The organism is Streptomyces sp. NPDC032745 (genome assembly GCF_055579465.1).
Window position 1 is genome coordinate 419,398 of sequence record NZ_JBVING010000004.1, and the last position, 17,984, is coordinate 437,381.

21 protein-coding genes are annotated in these 17,984 nt (G+C 74.4%); 9 read left to right on the forward strand and 12 right to left on the reverse strand.

Going from position 1 to position 17,984, the window contains the following annotated elements:
• Positions 1-91: 91 nt before the first annotated feature.
• Together ACZ5WG_RS13155 and ACZ5WG_RS13160 are read right to left on the reverse strand one after the other, a co-directional pair.
• Positions 92-340: a hypothetical protein gene (locus ACZ5WG_RS13155; RefSeq protein ID WP_468722816.1), complete on the reverse strand. Its 249-nt coding sequence runs from the start codon at positions 338-340 to the stop codon at positions 92-94.
• Positions 341-367: 27 nt separating this feature from the next.
• A complete protein-coding gene (locus ACZ5WG_RS13160) occupies positions 368-568 on the reverse strand; it encodes a hypothetical protein (RefSeq protein ID WP_468722817.1) in 201 nt (66 codons plus the stop codon).
• 277 nt (positions 569-845) lie between these two features.
• Between ACZ5WG_RS13160 and ACZ5WG_RS13165 the strand changes: the two genes are divergently transcribed.
• A complete protein-coding gene (locus tag ACZ5WG_RS13165) occupies positions 846-1,832 on the forward strand; it encodes a helix-turn-helix transcriptional regulator (RefSeq protein ID WP_468722819.1) in 987 nt (328 codons plus the stop codon).
• 112 nt (positions 1,833-1,944) lie between these two features.
• Here ACZ5WG_RS13165 and ACZ5WG_RS13170 read toward each other — a convergent pair whose 3' ends face one another.
• Entirely contained in the window at positions 1,945-2,766 is an 822-nt protein-coding gene (locus ACZ5WG_RS13170) for an NAD(P)H-binding protein (protein ID WP_468722820.1), read from the reverse strand.
• Between the two features lie 117 nt (positions 2,767-2,883).
• Here ACZ5WG_RS13170 and ACZ5WG_RS13175 point away from each other — a divergent pair, with 117 nt between their 5' ends.
• On the forward strand, positions 2,884-3,387 hold the full coding sequence (locus tag ACZ5WG_RS13175) for a MarR family winged helix-turn-helix transcriptional regulator (protein WP_468722822.1): 504 nt from the start codon (positions 2,884-2,886) through the stop codon (positions 3,385-3,387).
• Between the two features lie 133 nt (positions 3,388-3,520).
• Complete coding sequence (locus tag ACZ5WG_RS13180; protein ID WP_468722824.1) at positions 3,521-4,819, forward strand: MFS transporter; 1,299 nt, start codon at positions 3,521-3,523, stop codon at positions 4,817-4,819.
• On the opposite strand, the gene ACZ5WG_RS13185 is transcribed toward ACZ5WG_RS13180, so the two are convergent.
• The 4 genes from ACZ5WG_RS13185 to ACZ5WG_RS13200 all read right to left on the reverse strand — a co-directional run bounded on the left by ACZ5WG_RS13185 (position 4,743) and on the right by ACZ5WG_RS13200 (position 8,041).
• Complete coding sequence (locus ACZ5WG_RS13185) at positions 4,743-5,036, reverse strand: hypothetical protein (protein WP_468722825.1); 294 nt, start codon at positions 5,034-5,036, stop codon at positions 4,743-4,745. The genes ACZ5WG_RS13180 and ACZ5WG_RS13185 overlap by 77 nt on opposite strands.
• 80 nt (positions 5,037-5,116) lie before the next feature.
• Entirely contained in the window at positions 5,117-5,803 is a 687-nt protein-coding gene (locus ACZ5WG_RS13190) for an NADPH-dependent F420 reductase (RefSeq protein ID WP_468722826.1), read from the reverse strand.
• A gap of 119 nt (positions 5,804-5,922) precedes the next feature.
• Positions 5,923-7,308 carry a sensor histidine kinase gene (locus ACZ5WG_RS13195; RefSeq protein WP_468722828.1) on the reverse strand — a complete coding sequence of 462 codons (1,386 nt, stop codon included), beginning with the start codon at positions 7,306-7,308 and terminating at the stop codon, positions 5,923-5,925.
• Positions 7,309-7,351: 43 nt separating this feature from the next.
• On the reverse strand, positions 7,352-8,041 hold the full coding sequence (locus ACZ5WG_RS13200) for a response regulator transcription factor (protein WP_362628139.1): 690 nt from the start codon (positions 8,039-8,041) through the stop codon (positions 7,352-7,354).
• Between the two features lie 79 nt (positions 8,042-8,120).
• Here ACZ5WG_RS13200 and ACZ5WG_RS13205 point away from each other — a divergent pair, with 79 nt between their 5' ends.
• A complete protein-coding gene (locus tag ACZ5WG_RS13205) occupies positions 8,121-8,663 on the forward strand; it encodes a hypothetical protein (RefSeq protein ID WP_468722830.1) in 543 nt (180 codons plus the stop codon).
• Positions 8,664-8,705: 42 nt separating this feature from the next.
• Here ACZ5WG_RS13205 and ACZ5WG_RS13210 read toward each other — a convergent pair whose 3' ends face one another.
• From ACZ5WG_RS13210 to ACZ5WG_RS13220, 3 genes are all read right to left on the reverse strand, one after another.
• Positions 8,706-8,912, reverse strand: coding sequence for a cold-shock protein (locus ACZ5WG_RS13210; RefSeq protein ID WP_468722832.1), 207 nt, complete (start codon positions 8,910-8,912; stop codon positions 8,706-8,708).
• Positions 8,913-9,042: 130 nt separating this feature from the next.
• Positions 9,043-9,948, reverse strand: a complete 906-nt coding sequence (locus ACZ5WG_RS13215) for a spermidine synthase (protein ID WP_468723055.1) — start codon at positions 9,946-9,948, stop codon at positions 9,043-9,045.
• Positions 9,939-10,400, reverse strand: coding sequence for a hypothetical protein (locus ACZ5WG_RS13220; RefSeq protein ID WP_468722834.1), 462 nt, complete (start codon positions 10,398-10,400; stop codon positions 9,939-9,941). The genes ACZ5WG_RS13215 and ACZ5WG_RS13220 overlap by 10 nt, the downstream gene beginning before the upstream one ends.
• A 275-nt stretch (positions 10,401-10,675) precedes the next feature.
• On the opposite strand from ACZ5WG_RS13220, the gene ACZ5WG_RS13225 reads away from it, so the two are divergent.
• Complete coding sequence (locus ACZ5WG_RS13225) at positions 10,676-11,971, forward strand: tetratricopeptide repeat protein (RefSeq protein WP_468722836.1); 1,296 nt, start codon at positions 10,676-10,678, stop codon at positions 11,969-11,971.
• 48 nt (positions 11,972-12,019) lie between these two features.
• Here ACZ5WG_RS13225 and ACZ5WG_RS13230 read toward each other — a convergent pair whose 3' ends face one another.
• Both ACZ5WG_RS13230 and ACZ5WG_RS13235 read right to left on the reverse strand, forming a co-directional pair.
• Entirely contained in the window at positions 12,020-12,361 is a 342-nt protein-coding gene (locus tag ACZ5WG_RS13230) for a VOC family protein (protein WP_468722838.1), read from the reverse strand.
• 66 nt (positions 12,362-12,427) lie between these two features.
• Complete coding sequence (locus tag ACZ5WG_RS13235) at positions 12,428-13,024, reverse strand: histidine phosphatase family protein (protein WP_468722840.1); 597 nt, start codon at positions 13,022-13,024, stop codon at positions 12,428-12,430.
• A 143-nt stretch (positions 13,025-13,167) separates the two neighbouring features.
• Here ACZ5WG_RS13235 and ACZ5WG_RS13240 point away from each other — a divergent pair, with 143 nt between their 5' ends.
• From ACZ5WG_RS13240 to ACZ5WG_RS13255, 4 genes are read left to right on the forward strand one after another with little or no spacing between them, the layout of a single operon-like run.
• Positions 13,168-14,004 (forward strand): phosphatase PAP2 family protein, encoded by an 837-nt coding sequence (locus tag ACZ5WG_RS13240; protein ID WP_468722842.1) that lies wholly within the window; start codon positions 13,168-13,170, stop codon positions 14,002-14,004.
• Positions 13,943-15,088, forward strand: a complete 1,146-nt coding sequence (locus ACZ5WG_RS13245) for a hypothetical protein (protein ID WP_468722844.1) — start codon at positions 13,943-13,945, stop codon at positions 15,086-15,088. Before ACZ5WG_RS13240 ends, ACZ5WG_RS13245 begins: the two co-directional genes overlap by 62 nt.
• On the forward strand, positions 15,076-16,653 hold the full coding sequence (locus tag ACZ5WG_RS13250) for a hypothetical protein (protein ID WP_468722845.1): 1,578 nt from the start codon (positions 15,076-15,078) through the stop codon (positions 16,651-16,653). The genes ACZ5WG_RS13245 and ACZ5WG_RS13250 overlap by 13 nt, the downstream gene beginning before the upstream one ends.
• Positions 16,650-17,981: an AAA domain-containing protein gene (locus ACZ5WG_RS13255; protein WP_468722847.1), complete on the forward strand. Its 1,332-nt coding sequence runs from the start codon at positions 16,650-16,652 to the stop codon at positions 17,979-17,981. Before ACZ5WG_RS13250 ends, ACZ5WG_RS13255 begins: the two co-directional genes overlap by 4 nt.
• The last annotated feature ends 3 nt before the right edge of the window (positions 17,982-17,984 follow it).

Below are 17,984 nucleotides of genomic sequence, written 5' to 3' on the forward strand. Positions count from 1 at the left end.
GGTGGGCCGCGAGCGAGGGCGCGTCGGGGCAGCCCCGAGCGGCTCGGCGGCGAAGTGGCGTTTTCGGCACGCCTGGTGAAAGACCGTCGGCTCAGGGGGCGGCGACGGTGTAGCCGTGCGCGGCGATGGGTGTGTCCGCCCGGGTGAGCAGGGTGCGCATCTGCTCGAGGGCCGAGGCGTCGCAATGGGCCCGTACGAAGAGGAAGAGGTCCAGACCGTGCTCGGTGGGGCGGGGCCGGATGTGCTCCAGGCCCTCTGCCTGCGTGGCGTGCGCCCAGAGCAGGTCGTGGATGAGGTGGGAGGCGCCCTGGGGAGCCGGTCCGGGGAGGGTTCGGTGCAACGAGGCCTGGATCACCCGCACGTTTCGTCAGTCCCAGCCGATCACGTGCTTGTCGGCGGCCGCGGAGTCCCATCCGATGACGGAGGAGTTGGCGGAGACCGAGTGGTACGAGTCCCAGCCGATCACGCCGGTGCCTGCGGCGGGTGCGGCGACGGCGGCGGAGGCGGCGCCGATGGAGAACAGAGCGGTGAGGCCGGCGGCAGCGATGAAGTGCGTGGTGCGAGACATGACGTTCCCCCGAGTAAGGCGATGGCGGTTGCGGTGCAGGTGGTGCGCGCTGCTCCGGTACGACCTTTCGGCCCTGGCCTCGGGTGGGGCTTCCGTGCCCCGCCGTCCCGGTGATCAATATCTTGCTGCCCAGGTCAGGGGCCCGGAAGGGGTTCAGGCTGGCACCGAGCTGCCTGGCAGCTTGGTGTCGCCCGCCCCGAATACCGGTCGCCCGGCTTAAGATCATCTACAGACGGACCGACGTGCCCGTCTGTACGAAACAGCTGGGGGGCTGCGCATGCTGGAAGCGTTGGGACTCGACGGGGACGTGGAGTCCGTGTACCGGGGGATGCTGGAGGACCCGTCGGGCGGGCTGGCCGAATTGGGGGCACGCCTCGCCCTCCCGGAGGCCCGTATACGGGGCGCGCTGGACCGGCTCGTCGACCTGAACCTCCTGGCCTCCTCGCGCGAGAGCTCCGGTGGACTGCGCGCTGTGAGCCCCGAGGTGGGCCTGGAGCTGATCCTGCGCCGCCAGGAGGAAGATCTGGCGCGGCGCCAGCAGCAGCTCGCCGCGAGCAAGGCCGCGGCGGCGCAGGCCATCGCCGAGTACGCCGGCCTGCGGCCGAACACGGAGACCGACGGCACCGAGCGGCTGGTGGGGATCGACGCCATACAGGCCCGGCTGGAGGTCCTGACCCACGAACTCGCCGAGGAATGCCTCGCGATCATCCCGGGCGGCGCCCAGTCGCAGGCCAGCCTCGACGCCTCGCGCCCGCTGGACGAACGGGCGATGGCCCAGGGCGTCCAGTTGCGGGCCGTCTACCAGGACAGCGTCCGCAACGACCCGCCCACGCTGGGCTACGCCCAGTGGACCACCGAGCGCGGCGGCCAGGTGCGTACCAGCCCTGTGCTGCCGCCGCGGCTGCTGGTCTTCGACCGTACGACGGCCATCGTCCCGATCGACCCGGCCAACTCCCGGCTCGGGGCGCTGTGCACGACCGCGCCGGGCATCGTCACCTCGCTGATCACGCTGTTCGAGCAGACCTGGGAGACCGCGGTACCGCTCGGCGCGGACCGCAAGCAGCCGACGGAGGACGGGATCAGCGCGGGCGAACGGGAGCTGCTGAAGCTGCTGGCGTCCGGGCTGACGGACGAGGTCGCGGGCAAGCGCCTGGGTGTCTCGCTGCGCACCGTACGTCGCCAGATGGCCGGGCTGATGGAACGCCTGCACGCCACCAGCCGGTTCGAGGCCGGCCTCAAGGCGGCGCAGCGCGGCTGGCTCTGACCGTATCGCCTGAGCCACCCCGCCGCCGCGGCCGGCCGGGCTGCTCAGGCCCTCCGTGGCGGGGTGAACTCCAGCTCAGGGCACCGCCGTTGGCCCCGGGCATCGCGGCGGTTCAGGCGCGGAAGGCGTCCGCGTGGTCCTCGGCCCAGGTTTCGAAGGAGCGGGCCGGGTGGCCGGTGAGGCGCTCGACGGCATCGGTGATCTCGACCGGGAGCCCGTCGCTCGCGGCCCAGTAGTCGAGGAGCGCATCGGCGTAGGGGCCGGGTATGTAGCCCTCGACCCCGGACTTCCACTGCTCGGCGGTGACGGACTCGAAGGGAACCGGGGCACCGAGTACCCCGCCGAGCACGGCCAGTTGGGTCGCGAAGGTCAGGGAGTGCGGGCCGGTCAGGTGGTACGCGCGGCCGCCGAGGGCGGGGTCGGTGAGGACGGCGAAGGCGGCCTCGGCGAGGTCGGTCTCATGGACCGGGTCGCAGTAGGCGCCCGGGTAGGGCAGCTGGACCGCGCGGCCGGACTTCAGCGACCAGGCCCAGCCGAGGGCGTTGCTCGCGAAGGAGCCGGGGCGCAGCAGGGTGGTGCGCAGCGGGGAGGCCAGCAGGGCCTCCTCGACGGCGAGATGGGAGGCGGACAGCGGGCTGTCGGCGGCGCCCGGCCCGAGCACCGACGAGGAGGACAGGAGCACGACGTGCTCGACTCCGGCGGTGACGGCCTCCTTGACGAAGCCGCCGATGGCGGCGGCCTCGGCGTAGAGGAAGACGGACCGGACGCCGGCCAGGGCGCCGGGGAAGGTCGAGGGATCGGTGAGGTCGCAGTGGACGGCATCGGGGGTGTCCGGCTCGCGGGAGGCGAGGCGGTGAGGGATGCCGTGGGCGGCGAGGAGGGAGACGAGGCCGCGGGCGACGGCGCCGCGGGCACCGGTGACGAGGATCGACATGGCAGGTTCCTGCTTCCTGTTCTGGAGCGCGGTTCACGCTAGGATGGATACGCGACACAGATTCTGCGCGATCAATATTCTGCGTCACACAGATAAATTTCAGGCATGGAGAAGCCGATGTCAACCGATTCCCCTCGTTCGAGTGCGGCCCGCGCCGAGTGGAGCCGCGCCGAGCTGCTCACGCGCATCGTCACCGAGAGCCAGCGGCACTACGCCGACTACTCGCTCTTCAACCAGGCCATGGCCGACCATGTCGGGCTGCACCCCACCGACATGCAGTGCGTCGCCCTCCTCGACATGGAGCCCGGCCCGGTCAGCACCGGCGACATCGCCCGCCTCACCGGCCTGACCTCCGGCTCCGCCACCCGCCTCGTCGACCGGCTGGTCAAGGCCGGCATCGTCGAGCGGCACGCCGACCCCCACGACCGCCGCCGCTCCCTCGTCTCCCTCGCCCCCGAGGCCCGCCGCCGGATCGGCGAGGCCTGGGACACCCCCGGCCGGGCCTTCGGCGCGGTCCTGGAGAGCTACTCCGACTCCGAACTCGCCGTCATCGCCGACTACCTGCACCGCGCCGCCGAGGTCGGCCGGGCCCAGGCCCAGCGCCTCAACTCCGGCGGCTGACCTCCGGGCCCCGCCTCCCCCGGGCGGACGCGCGGGTCTGCCGAAGCCCGCATTCCGCGGCTACGGTCCTGCCCGACGGGCAACGGTGCGCGCCGGAGACACGGGAGGGTCGGCGTGCGGATGGAGGTTGTCCGTGTCCGGATCCGACGCCGCCCCGGGCGGCTTCCGCGGAGTGTTCGCACTCGGCGGCAGCGCCCTGCCCGTCTACGCGTTCCTTGCGCGGCTGCCCGCCGCGCTGTGCCCCATCGGGACGCTCCTGCTCATCAACGAACGCGACGGCATCGGCGACGCCGGCACCGTCGCGGCCGCCCTCTGGCTCGGCCAGGCCCTCGGCGGTCCGGTCATCGGCCGGCTCGCCGACCGGCACGGCCACCGCCCGGTGCTCCTCGTCGCCTGCGTCGCGAACGCCGCCGTCCTGGCCGCCCTCGTCGCGGCCGTCCTCGGCGGGCTGCCGCTGCCCGCCCGGCTGGCCCTCGCCGTGGCCGCCGGGCTCACCGTGCCGCAGGTCGGCCCGCTGGCCCGGGCCCGCTGGGCGCACCTGGCGGGCGAGGACAAGGCCCTCGTCGGTACGGCCCTGTCCCTCGACACCACCCTCGACGAGGTCGGGTTCGTGGTCGGGCCCGCGCTCGCCGGGATCCTGGCCGTGACCGTGCACCCGGCCTCCGCGCTCGTGCTCGCCGCCGGGCTGATCCTGCTCTTCGGGACCCTGTTCGCCGTCCACCCGACCGCGCCCGGCCCCGTCGGCGCACCGGATGCCGATGCACGTGCCGACGTACGACTGTGGTCGCCGGACCTCGTGCTGCTGTGCGCGATGGCCGTGCTGCAGGGCGCCGCGTGGAGCGGGGCCAACACCGGGGTCAACGCGCTCGCCGAGTCACTGGGCGAGCCGGGAACGGCCGGGCTGGTGTGGGCGGCCATGGCCGTGACCAGCTCGATCGCCGGGTTCGTGACGGTCGCCCGCCCCGGGACCGCGGACCTGGCCGTACGGCTGCGCTGGAGCATCGGCGTACAGGCGCTGCTCACGCTGCCGCTGCTCGCCGTGTCGGGGCTGCCCGGCGCCGCCCTGGCCGTCGCCGGGATCGGGCTGGCCGTGGCCCCGCACCTGATCGCGCTGTTCGGGCTCGTCGAGCGGGCGGGCCCGGCGCAGCGGCGGGGCGAGGCCATGACCGTGGTGGGCAGCGGCCTGATCGTCGGTCAGGCGCTGGCCGCGGCGGCCGCCGGACCGCTGGCGGGGGCGTACGGCCACCGGGCCGCGTTCGCCGTGTCGTGCACGGCGGCGGCCGCCTCCGCGGTGCTCGCGTGGGCGGCCGCCGGCCGGGGGCGGGGCGGGGTACGGGGGCTGCCGCCCCGCCCTACTAGGACTTCATCGCCCCGAGACCCTTCGCCAGGTCCTCGGCGTTCATCACCGGACCGACCTCGATCTCGGCGTTGAACTGCAGGAACAGGTCCTCCAGCAGCGGCGGCAGCTGCGAGCTGTCCTGGAGGTCGAAGACCATCCAGCACGACCTGACGCCCTCGTGGAGCCCGAAGTAGGCGGCCTCCGGCTTGATGGCGTCCGTGAGCTTCTTCATGGACTGCTGCAGGGCGCCGCTCTTGATGCCCTCGTTCGTGGCCGCCGTGTCCAAGTGGGCCCGGAGCATGACTCTCATGCCTGACTCCTTCCGTCAGGCCCACACTCGGCGCACCCCTGGCGACCGGCAACATCTCGGCGCCCATCCGGGACGGCCCCTCAGCCGCCCTGCTGCGTACTCTGCCGCGCGCCCTGGATGTGGAAATTGAAGTCGGTGTGGCCGAGGGTCCCCATCAGGCGGAGCCAGATGGGCAGGAGCATCTCGGTGCCGCGGGCCGTCTCGATGCCGCCGAGGTCCAGGACGCTCGCCTCCGGCCAGCCGAAGGAGTACAGCAGCTCGCGTACGGACTTCTTGGCGTCGGCGTCCTCGCCCGAGAGGAACACGGTGTGCTCGCCCGGCACGCGCGCCGGGTCGACCATGATCTGGCAGTTCATCGTGTTCAGCGTCTTGACCACCCGCAGCCGCGGGAAGGTCCGCTGCAGCAGCTCGCCCAGGCTGTCGTCGTCCACCGGGTCCAGGGTGGGCGGGAACCCCTGCGAGAAGTCCAGCGGGTTGGCGATGTCGATCAGCACCTTGCCGTCCAGGTGCGCGGCGTCCGCCTCCGTCAGGGCGTCGACGCTGACCTGCCCGCCGGTGGCGTTGACCAGGACCTCGCCCTGCCGGGCGGCTTCCGGGAAGGGGGCGAGGCCGGCCTGCGGGTGGGCCTCCTGCCATTCGGCGTACTCAGTACGGGCGAGGGTGGCCCGGGGGTCCCGGGTGCCGATGACCACCTCGTGTCCGAGCGAGACGAGGCGGCCGGCCACCGTACGGCCGACGATCCCGGTGCCGAGGACTGCGTAGCGCATGACCAGTTCCATTCCGTTCGGGGGAAGGACAACCAACCACCCCGTACGGTATGCCGCCCGCGCCCGCCGTGGGCGAAGGCCGGCGAACCGGGCGCAGCGGCGAACCGGAGGACCGCCCGTCAGCCGCCGCGGCGCTTGCGGCGGCCGCGGCGCGTCCGCACACCGCCCGTACCGCCCCGCGCCCGGTCGTCCAGGGCGATCCACACCCTGACCTCGGTCCCGCCGAGCATCGACCGGCCGATCCGCACGTCGCCGCCCGTCGATTCCGCGACCCGGCGCACGATGTCCAGGCCGAGGCCCGTCGAGCCGTCCCGGCCGCCGTCGTTGCCGCGGCGCAGCGCCGCGTCCGGATCGGCGATGCCGGGCCCTGCGTCCGAGACGAGCACGATGACCGCGTCCCCCGCGTCGTGGACGTCCACCGCGAACGGGGTGCCCTCGGGGGTGTGCCGGAACACGTTGCCGAGCAGGGCGTCGAGGGCGGCCGCGAGCTCCGGCCGGGCGACCGGGAGCCGTACCGTACGGTCCACTCCCGCGAGCCGCACCTCGCGGCCCTCGTCCTCCGCCAGCGCCGACCAGAAGTCCATCCGGTCGCGGATCACCTCCGAGGCGTCGCAGCCCGCCCCGGCCCCGCCCGCGGCGGCCACGGGTGCGCGCTGTTCACGGGCCGTACGGATGATCGTGTCGACCTCCCGTTCCAGCTGTTCCACCGCCGCCCGGGTCTGCTCCGCGGCCGGCCCGTCGCCGAGCGAGGCCGTGTTGAGCCGCAGCACCGTCAGCGGCGTCCGCAGCCGGTGCGAGAGGTCCGCGGCCAGCTCCCGCTCGTTGGCGAGGAGTTCCACCACCTGGTCCGCCATCGAGTTGAACGCGACGGCCGCCGAGCGGAGTTCCTTCGGCCCGGCTTCCGGCACCCGCGCCCCCAGCCGCCCCTCCCCCAGCTGGTGCGCGGCGTCCGCGAGCCGCTCGGCCGGCCGCACCAGCCGGGCGCCGAGCCGGTCGGCGACCGCCACCGAACCCACGATCAGCGCCAGGCCGACGCCCGCGAGGACCACCCAGGCCGTCGCGACGCCGTTGCTGACCTCGCTCTCCGGTACGAAGATCTCCACGACGGCGATGTCCCCCGACCCGAGGGCGGTCGGCTGGAGCAGCGCCGAACCGCCGCCGGCCAGCGGGGCCGTCATCGCCCGGCCCATCCGCCGGGTCTCCGCCACGGCGTGCGCCCCGGCCCGGCCGGTGCCGATCTCCACCGGCGCGCTGCCGCCGATCGCGGGCACGTGGACCGCCATCCGCTGGGCCGCGCCCATCTGCGTGGACTCCACGGCCTTGCGCAGCTGCACCGGATCGGTGGTGATGGACAGGGTCGGCCCGATGGTGGCCGCCTGCCGCTCGGCATTGGAGAAGGCCCGGTCGCTGGCCATCTCCTGGACGACCAGCCCGAGCGGCACGGCGAAGGCCACGACCACCATGGCCGTGACCGCGAGGCACACCTTGACCAGCGCCCATCTCATCGCGCGCCCACCGCGCCCACCGCGTTCACGGCGTTCACCGCGCTCACCGGGGCGGTTCCAGCTTGACGCCGACCCCCCGCAGGGTGTGCAGATAGCGGGGACTGGCGGCTGTTTCACCCAGTTTGCGGCGCAGCCAGGACAGGTGCACGTCGATGGTCTGGTCGTCCCCGTAAGACTGCTGCCAGACCTCGGCGAGCAGCTCTCGCCGGGCCACGACCACCCCGGGCCGCCCGGCCAGGAAGGCCAGCAGGTCGAACTCCCGCCGGGTCAGGTCCAGTACGGCCCCGTCCAGCTCGGCCTGCCGCCGCAGCGGGTCGATGGCCAGCCCGCCCACCCGCAGGACCCGCGAGGGCGGCTCGGCCCCGGCGGCTGCGCGGGCGCGGCGCAGGACGGCGGACATCCGGGCGGAGAGGTGCTCCACGGAGAAGGGTTTGGTCAGGTAGTCGTCGGCGCCGTCGTTGAGGAGCCGGACGATCTCGGCCTCGTCATCGCGCGCGGTGGCGATGATCACCGGTACGTCGGTGATGCCGCGCAGCATCTTGAGCGCCTCCGACCCGTCGAGGTCGGGCAGCCCGAGGTCGAGGATGACCACGTCGAACCGGTGGTGGGCGACCTCGCGCAGCGCCTCGAGGGCCGTGCCGACGCTCCGCACGGTGTGCGAGGCCTCGGTCAGGTGCCGGATCAGGGCGGAACGTACGAACTGGTCGTCCTCGACCACGAGCACACTTGCCATGGGCGGCACCGTAGTCCATTCGGGGGACCACGCGGGGTGTCGGGACACCTCTGGGGCGAGTGGTGCAGTATGTGCCCTGATGCACCGAGGACTTGTTCATGCTCTCGCCTGGACGCTGGCGACCGGGGCGGCGGTGACGCTGTCCTGGTGGGGCGTGCACACGGTCATGTCCGGAACGGCCTACGATCCGCCGCTGGCGGTGCCGCTGACCACGCAGCCGCTGTCCTCCTCGACGCACCGCGCGGTGGCGCCGTCGCCCGAACCGGCCCCGGACTCACCGTCCCCCTCCCCCTCTCCCTCGGAGTCGCCCTCCGCCGCCGCCTCCTCCGCGAAGCCCGCGCAGAAGGCGGCCCCGCCGAGCCCGCGCCCGGAGGAGCAGCAGGGCGACGGCGGGGATCCGGGCAGGGTGAAGGCCTACCCGGTCACGGGTGGCCGGGTGGTCTTCGACCTGGGGACGTCCTCGGCCGAGCTGGTCTCGGCGACGCCGGACGCAGGCTGGCAGATGCAGGTGTGGAAGCAGCCGTACTGGATCCGGGTCACCTTCACCAAGGCGGGCCGGGAGATGTCGGTCTTCTGCACCTGGAACGGCCACCCGCCGCTGGTGGAGACGTACGAGGGCTAGCGACTTCCCGGAGGCCGCCCAGTCGGCGTCAGTCGGAGCAGGTCATGAGACGACTTGGATGTTCGTCGCCTGCGGCCCCTTCGTGCCCTGGCCGACGTCGAACGAGACCTTCTGGTTCTCCTCCAGCGCCCTGAATCCGCCCGACTGGATCTCGCTGTAGTGGGCGAAGAGGTCCGCGCTTCCGTCCGCGGGCGAGATGAACCCGTACCCCTTCTCCGAGTTGAACCACTTGACGGTGCCCTGAGCCATGCCGCTGTCTCCCTGCTGTTCGTACCCGCTCGCCCCGACGGGGCGTTCGAGACGAAGACCTACCCGCCCCCGCGGCGTTCGGAGCGCAAGGTCATCCGAACGAGGGCGTGTCGCGGCCGGTCACGGCCCCTCAGCGGAAGACGGACGGCGGGGGCTCGGGCGAGGCCACCGCCGAGGCGTCGGCGACCGGGGCCGCGCCGCCGGCGAAGTCGGCGAGGGCCCGGCCGTGCTCGACCCGGCCGGGATGCGGGTCGCTCGCCACCCGGCGGGTGAACTCGGCGACCGGCAGCTCCCGGTCGGCGGCCGCCAGTACCGCATTGCCGAACCGTTTCCCCCGCCACACCACCGGGTCGGCGGCCAGCGCCAGGTGCTCGAAGCGGGACGCGGCCGTCGCGATCTGGCCCTTCAGGTGCGCGAGCGGCGGCCCGTCCGCGAGGTTGGCCACGTACCACCCGCCGGGCGCGAGGGCACGGCGTACGTCGTCCAGGAACTCGGCGCTGGTCAGGTGCGCCGGGGTGCGCGCGCCGCTGAACACGTCCGCGATCACCAGGTCCGCCCAGCCGTCCGGGACCTTGGCCAGGCCCGCCCGCGCGTCCACCGCCCGGACCCGGACCCGCGCCTGCGGGTCCAGCGGCAGGTGTTCCCGTACGAAGGCCACCAGCGCGGCGTCGATCTCCACGACCTGCTGGGTCGAGCGGGGGCGGGCGGCGGCCGTGTAGCGCGCGAGGGTGAACGCGCCGCCGCCCAGGTGCACCACGTTCAAGGGCTGCCGGGCGGGCGCGACGAGGTCGATGAGGTGGCCGATCCGCCGCTGGTACGCGAAGTCCAGGTACCCCGGATCGGCCAGGTCCACATGCGACTGCGGGGCTCCGTCGATGAGCAGGGTCCAGGCGTCCGCGCGCTCGCGGTCGGGAGCCAGCTCCGCCGTACCGCCGGCCACCTGCCCGACGACCGCCTCGGAGGTACCGCGTCCGCGCTGTCTGCTGCTGCCTCTGCCCTTGCCTGCCACCACCCCATTGTCGCCGGTCAGCGGCAGTTGTCCGCCGCCTCGATGAGGCGGGCCGCCTCGCCGAGCGCGGCGCGCAGCACCTCCGGGTCGGTGACCGGACCGACGGCCTCCGGGGGGAGCAGCCAGCCGGTGTCCCCGGCGGTCGGGGAGACGTCGTCGAAGCGCATGCCGCGCCCGTTGGTCTGGGTGCACGCGCTGCCCGGCAGGTCCCAGGCGTCGGCGGTGCCGGGCGGGACGAGGAAGCCGAGGGTGTCGCCGGACCCGTCGTGCAGCACCGGGCCGACCCCGCCGGCCAGGCTGGCGGCGCGGCGGATGATGTCCACGGCCTCCAGGCCCTGCCTGGTGGGCACGGTCACCAGGTCCGGCGCCTCCGCCGGGGCGGCGACCGCGACGGCCACGACGCCCGGGGCGACCGCGACGGCCGGGACGGGGGTCGCACCCGAAGACGCGGGCGCGGTGTTCATTCCAGTGCTCTCCATGCCGCCCTCCACCAAGGGAACCCCTCCTCGATCCGCGTACGAGCGGGGCGGGAGTCAGCCCACACCCCGCATGGGCTCAACGCGCGAAAACGTCAACGGGTGCGGCGGCAAGACGCTGCAAAGGATGGCAGTTCATGGCGGATCGCGGGTGAGATATCCCTTTTGTAGCCAAACACCGTGTGAGCCGTCCGCCGCTGGCGGTACGTTCATGCGCGCCGGGCCCGGCTCCATCCCGCGGAACCGGCGGTGCGTCCCTTGCCAGAGAGGCCACGTCCATGGCGGCGTTCCCCCACTCACCCAATCAGACGTTCCGGCGGCTGCGCGGGCAGCACTCCCCGGCCGAGTTCGCGGCCATGGTGCGCCGGGCCGCGAAGGAGATCGGAGAAACGGTTTCCTGCGACGCCCGCTACATCGGCCGGGTCGAGTCCGGCGAGATCCGCTGCCCCAACTACGCGTACGAGCGGGTCTTCCTCCACATGTTCCCCGGCCGGACCCTGGCCGACCTGGGCTTCTCCCCGCGCGAGGCGGTGCGCGGCCGGTCGGCGCAGCGCACCGGCCCCTTCACCCACAAGGAGAGCGACGTGCTGCGTCGCGCGTTCATGGCGGGCGGCTCCGCGACCGTGGCGGCCGCGACGATCGGCCTCCCCCTGCTCGGCGACACCCGCCGGCCGCCCTCCCGGGCCGGCGAGTCCGAGGCGGCGGCGGTCGAGGAAGCCGTGCGCCAGATCCGGCTGCTGGACGACCGGCACGGGGCCGACGCCCTGTACCGCAGGGCCGCCGAACCCCTGCGCGCCGCCTACGCGCTGCTGGATGCGGGAGCCGCGCGGCAGTCCACCGAAGACCGGTTGCACGCGGGCGCCGGCGAACTGGCCATCTCGGTGGGCTGGCTGGCCCACGACTCCGGCCGCTTCGAGGACGCCCGCTCGCACTACGCGGAGGCCCTGGCGACGGCCCGGGTCTCGGGGGACGCGGGCCTGGAGGCGCACGCGTTCAGCAACATGGCCTTCCTGGCCCGGGACTGCGGCCGGCCGCGGGAGTCGGTACGGGCGGCCCAGGCGGGCCGCCGCGCCGCCCGCTCCCTCGGTTCCCCCCGGCTGCTCTCGCTGCTCGCCCTGCGCGAGGCGGGCGGCTGGGCGGGCCTGGCGGACCGCAAGGCCTGCGAGGAGGCGCTGACCCGGGCCCACACGGAGTTCTCCCGCGGCGGGGCGGCCGCCGACCCGGAGTGGATGTCCTTCTTCGGCGAGGCCGAGCTGGAGTCCCTGGAATCGCGGTGCTGGGCGGCCCTCGGGGAGCACGCCCGCGCGGCCCGGCACGCCCGCCGCGCGGCGGACCTCCAGGATCCGCATTTCGCCCGCAACGTGGCCCTCTACACCGCCGAGCTGGCCGACGACCTGGCCCGGGCCGGCGCACCGGACGAGGCGGCCTGGGCGGGCGGGCGGGTCCTGGACCTGCTCACCGAGGTCCAGTCCACCCGGATCCGCTCCATGCTGTCGGGGACGGCCCGCACCCTCGTCCCGCACCAGCGCAGCCCCCGCGTGGCGGACTTCCTGACCCGACACGCCACGGTCTGACCGGCCGCGCCACAGCCTCACCGGCCCCGGCCCGGCCGCCCGGCCCGGTCAGCCGCTGACGTACTCGTACACCGCGCCGTCGGCGTGCCGCAGCGCTGCCCGCCGCCCGTTCGGCGTGTCGGCGGGCGCCGCGACGACCTCGGCCCCGGCCGCCTCGCCCTGCGCGACGACCGCGTCGAGGTCCGCAACGCCCAGGGTCGCCGCCACCCCCGCGAACCGCTCCGCGACCGCGTCCGGTCCGCTGAAGAGGAGGAAGGGCCCGACGGCCGCCAGCTCCAGGCCCGCGAACGCGAACCGGTTCGCCTGCTCGCCGGTCAGCTCTTCGTAGAAGACCGATGCCGCGTCGAGGTCGGCCACGCGTCGCCGCAGCACCACGGAAGTGATCGTCATGACCCCATCCTCGCAGCCACGCCGACCACTCAACCACCCATCCCTGTACGGGACTTCGGGCTGCGGTCAGACGTCCAGGTGGCCCGTGTCGTTCCAGCGCTCCAGGGCGGGGGCCCCGTACGCCCAGCCCAGGACCGAGAGGGACGTGGGCTCCAGGCGGATGCGGGCGCCGAAGGAGGCCTCGAGGCCGAGCCAGCGGGCCGCCAGGGTGCGCAGGACGTGGCCGTGGGCGAAGACCAGCACGTCGCGCTCCGATGAACGGGCCCAGGCGACCACCTCGTCCGCGCGGGCCGCGACGTCGGCGACGGACTCGCCGCCCGGGACGCCGTCGCGCCAGATCAGCCAGCCCGGGCGGACCGCCTGGATCTCGGCCGGGGTCATGCCCTCGTAGTCGCCGTAGTCCCACTCCATCAGTGCGTCCCACGACTCCGCCCGGACGCCGAAGCCCGCCAGGTCGCAGCTCTCGCTCGCGCGGACCAGCGGGCTGGTGCGGACCTCCACGCCGGGCAGGCCGTTCCACGGGGCGCGGGCCAGCCGCTCGCCGAGCAGCTTCGCGCCCCGCCTGCCTTCCTCGAGCATGGGCACGTCCGTGCGTCCGGTGTGCTTGCCGAGCTGGGACCACGCCGTCTGGCCGTGACGGGCCAGGAGGATTCGGGGGGCCATAGGAGATTCTCCCGGTACGTGAGGGCGTAAGGGCGTTAGGGTTCGCGTGCTTATGTGGCGGTTCGGGCGATTGCGTCGTCCGTCCATCATCCATCACGTGAACACCAGGCAACCCACCCCGTCGCACAAGCGTCCTACACCGTATGACTGATCGGCAGAAGCCCACCCGCTGGTGGGCCGAACTGCTGCTCCTGGGGCTCGTCTACGGCGCGTACACCGGTGGCAGACTCCTCGCCCGGGGCGACGTGCACCTCGCCGTCGGCCACGGCCTCTCGATACTCCGGGCGGAGGAGCTGCTCGGGATCGACTTCGAACGGCCGCTCAACCGGCTGTTCTCCCACGAGGGACTGCTCGGCATACCCGCCGACTTCGTCTACGCCTCCCTGCACTACCTCGTCACCCCGGCCGTGCTGGTCTGGCTGTACCTGCGCCGGCCGCAGCACTACCGCAGCGCCCGCACGTGGCTGGTGGTCTCCACCCTCCTCGGGCTCGTCGGCTTCACCCTGATGCCCACCTGCCCGCCCCGGCTGCTGGACGCCGCGTACGGGTTCACCGACACGATGGCCCAGTACAGCGCGTACGGCTGGTGGGGCGCCGAGGCCAGTGCGCCGCGCGGGCTCGGGGGCCTGACCAACCAGTACGCGGCCATGCCGAGCCTGCACGTCGGCTGGGCCCTGTGGTGCGGGGTCCTGCTGTGGCGGCACGGGCGCCACCCGCTGCTGCGAGCGCTCGGCATCGCCTATCCGGCCGTCACCACGCTCGTGGTCATGGGCACGGCCAACCACTACTTCCTGGACGCGGCCGCCGGGGCCGCAGTGATGGCCGCCGGGTACGCCGTCTCGCGCCGGCTGTCCGCCCGTAGGGCCGGTTTCCGCGGTAAGACCACGATTGTCAGTGGCGGATGGGACACTTCCGCCCGTGAGCTCCTACCCGCCCAGCGGCCCGCCCCGGAAGACGACTCTGCGGCAGCGGCTCGCTGACCTGCGCGGCCCCGCCGTGCCGCCCCGCCCGCTCGACGCCCGCGCGCTGGCGGCGCTCGCCGCCAACCCCGGATGCGGCAGACGAGCCCTGCTCGACGGCGCCGGCGTGGACAAGACCGCCCTGGCCGCGGCCCTCGGCTCGCCCGCCGCCTTCGGCCAGTCGCAGTTCGCCATCGTCCGCGGGAACTCCTTCGAGGCCAGGGTCAAGGGCGACGGCGGGGCCACCCTGCTGGAGCTGGTCCACCGGCACCTGGGCGCCGGAGCCGAGCCGCCCGGCCCGGGCGCCCGCGTCCCCGACCTGACCGCAGCCGGCCCCGAGGGCCGCGCCGCGCGCACCGCACTCGCCCTGCGCGAGGCCACCGCCGCCGGGGCCGCCTCCGGGGCCTGGACCCTGCTGGACCACCCGATGCTGGCCCTGGAGGTGGCGGGCACCCCCGCCTATCTGGAGCCGGACGCCGTCGTGGTGCACCCCGACGGCCATTGGACCGTCGTGGAGATCAAGTCGTTCCCGCTGATCGACGGGGCGGCCGATCCCGCGAAGGTGGGCGCCGCCGCCCGGCAGGCCGCCGTGTACGTCCTGGCCCTGGAGAACACCGCCGAGAAGCTGGCCTCCGCCGTGGTCGGGCACACCGTGCTGCTCGTCTGCCCGAAGGACTTCTCCAACCTGCCGACCGCCGCGCCCGTCGACGTCCGCCGGGAGCGCGCCGTGACCCGGCGCCAGCTGGACCGGCTGACACGGGTGGAGGAGCTGGCCGCGGCCCTGCCCGAGGGGCTCAGCTTCGACCCGGCGCGGCCCGCCGAGGAGCTGACCGAGGCGGTCTCGGCCGTCTCCGCCGCCTACGCCCCCGAGTGCCTGGCCGCCTGCGAACTGGCCTTCCACTGCCGGGAGCGGGCCCGCGCCGACGCCGAGGTGACCGCCCTCGGCCGCTCCGTACGGGGCGAGCTCGGCGCGCTCACCACCGTCGGGGAGGCACTCGCGGCCGCAGCCGGCGGCGGGTGCCCCGACGATCCGACCGCGGCCGCCCTGCACCGGGCGGCCCGGCTGCGCGCCGAGGCCCTGGAGGCGGCCGCATGTCCCTCCTGAACACCCTCGCGCGCCTCGAAGCCGTCCGGGCGGGCCGGGCCCGGGCGCTGGCGACCGTACGGCACCGGCATCTGAGCGAGCGCCCGCTGGTCCTCGTACCCCTGACGACGGCGGGCGAGGCCGGGGCCCCGCTCGGCGCGCTGATCGGCACCGATCCCGGGGAGCCGCGGCTGCTGGTGGTGCCGCAGCCGCGCGACCGGGAACTGCGCTGGGCGTTCCTCGCGGAGCTGGCGGACGTGGTCCTGCCGTACGTGGACGGGTACGCGGACGACGTCGAGTACGTGGAGCGGACCGAGACCGATCCGGAGACCGGCGCGAAGAGCAAGGTCTCCGCCGAGCTGTGCCTGGACGCGCCCCAGGTGATCGTGCCGAGCCGGGCGGGCATCGAGTACGTCCGGCTGCTGGGGCGGTCGATGCGGTTCCGGCGGACGGCCGAGGAGGATCCGGAGAACCCGTATCCGGCGCCCACCCGGGTCCCGCTGCTGGGGCGCTGGTTCACGCACCTCGGCGAGCGCTCCCGGGTCCCGGGGGCCTCGATGCTGCTGTCCGCGACGGAGCTGCTGGGGCGGCACTGGGCCACCGGCCAGAGCAACCTGGAGGACCAGCACCTGGGCGCGCTGCTGTCGTGGTTGGCCCCGCCGGAGGGGGAATCGGGCGCGGAGGCCGCCCTGCGGGCCGAACTGGGCCGCGACCGGGACGGGCAGCTGCTGGTCCCGCCCGCCGGACCGGCCACCGACCCGGCCTTCGACAACAAGCTGCTCGCCCCGGCGATGGCCCGCTACGACGCGGCGCGCACCGCGGGCGACGGGCCGGCCCTGGACCGCGCCGAGGCGGCCGTCCGGGAGCTCGTCGCGCAGCAGATGCGGCCGACCTGGCGGGCGGTGTGGCAGTCGCTGGAGCTGCTGCGCGCGCTGCCGCCCGGGGAGCGGGCCGAGGAGCGCTGGACCCGTGACCGCTGGTCGTACACCGGCCACCGGGACCGGGTCCGGGCGGGCGAGCCCCCGCAGCCGCGCCGCGACGACGCGGTGACGGCGGCCCGGAAGCTGGCGACGCGGGAGACCGAGCAGGTGCGGCTCGACGCCCAGGAGGCGCTGGACGATCCGCTGGTGATGGCGGGCCGGCGGCTGTCGGGCGAGGCGTTCTCGGGCGAGGTCACCGAGGTGGTGATGGAATGGACCGAGTCGAAGCGGCCGAGTCCGCGCCCGCTGGTGACGGTGGCCACGGAGGACCGTCCGCAGCTCGCGGAGGGCGGCGGGGGCAAGGTGTTCCGCTCGCTGGAGGGGCGCCCGCAGGCGGCGCAGTTCGTCCGCTTCGAGGAGGACGGCCGGCTCGTGCTGCGGCTGCTGGACAAGATGGGCCGCGGCCGGGAGCCGGAGCCGGGCTCGGTGCCGGAGAAGGGCGACCGGGTCTGCTGGACGCTGTTCGAGCACGACGCGCGCGGCGGTCCGAAGCTGCCGGAGCCGGAGCAGACCCCGTGGACGCACGGCGGACCGCCGGGGTCCGCGACCGCCGCCGTGCTGCCCGACGCCGCGCCCGACCCGGTAACCGCTGAGGACATCCTGTGAGCGCTTTCGATCCGGGCGCGGCCGCCGCCGAGGCGACCGCCGCCATCCTGCGCGACACACTGCACGGGAGCGAGCGCGGCGTGGTCGTCGACTCCCCGCCGGGGGCCGGCAAGTCCACGCTCGTGGTGCGGGCCGCCCGGGAGCTGGCCGCGGCCGGGCGCCGGCTGATGGTGGTCGCGCAGACCAACGCGCAGGTCGACGACCTGGTGCTGCGGCTCGCCGACAAGGACCCGGAGCTGAAGGTCGGCCGGCTGCACAGCAGCGACGGCGATGCGTACGACCCGGCGCTGCGCGAGCTGCCCTCGGTCACCCTCTCGGCCAAGCCGGGGGATCTGGCCGAGCTGCCGATCACCATCTCGACGGCGGCGAAGTGGGCGTACGTGAAGGACACGGAGCCCTGGGAGCACGCGATCGTCGACGAGGCGTACCAGATGCGCTCGGACGCGCTGCTGGCCGTGGCCGGGCTGTTCGAGCGGGCGCTGTTCGTCGGCGACCCGGGGCAGCTGGACCCGTTCAGCGTGGTCGGCGCCGAGCAGTGGGCGGGGCTGTCGTACGACCCGTCGGCGTCGGCGGTCACCACCCTGCTGGCCCACAACCCGCAGCTGCCGCAGCACCGGCTGCCCGTGTCCTGGCGGCTCCCGGCGACGGCGGCGCCGCTGGTCTCGCAGGCGTTCTACCCGTACACGCAGTTCCGCAGCGGTACGGGTCCGGGCGAGCGGCGGCTGTCGTACGGGGTCGCGGGCGACGGCTCGGGCCCGGACCGGGTGCTGGACGAGGCCGCCGAGTCGGGCTGGGGCCTGCTGGAGCTGCCCGCGCGGCACACCCCGCGCACCGACCCGGAGGCGGTCCGGGCGGTGGCCCTGGTGGTCCGCCGGGCGCTGGACCGGGGGGCGGTGACGGCGGACGAGCAGTCCGAGGTGCCGGCCCCGCTGACCGCGGACCGGATCGCGGTCGGCACGGCGCACCGCGATCAGGCGGCGGCGGTCAGCGCCGCCCTGGCGGAACTGGGCGTCGCCGGGGTCACGGTGGACACCGCGAACCGGCTCCAGGGGCGGGAGTACGACCTCACGGTGGTGCTGCACCCGCTGTCGGGCCGCCCGGACGCGACGGCGTTCCACCTGGAGACGGGCCGCCTGTGCGTCCTGGCCTCGCGGCACCGGCACGCGTGCGTGGTCGTGGCCCGCGCGGGGATAGCGGAGCTGCTGGACGATCATCCGTCCACGGAACCGGTCCAGTTGGGGGTGACGGTGAAGTTCCCGGACGGCTGGGAGGCAATGATGTCCACGTGGGATTTCTGGTCCAACCATCGCGTCTCGTGGCGGCCGTAGCTC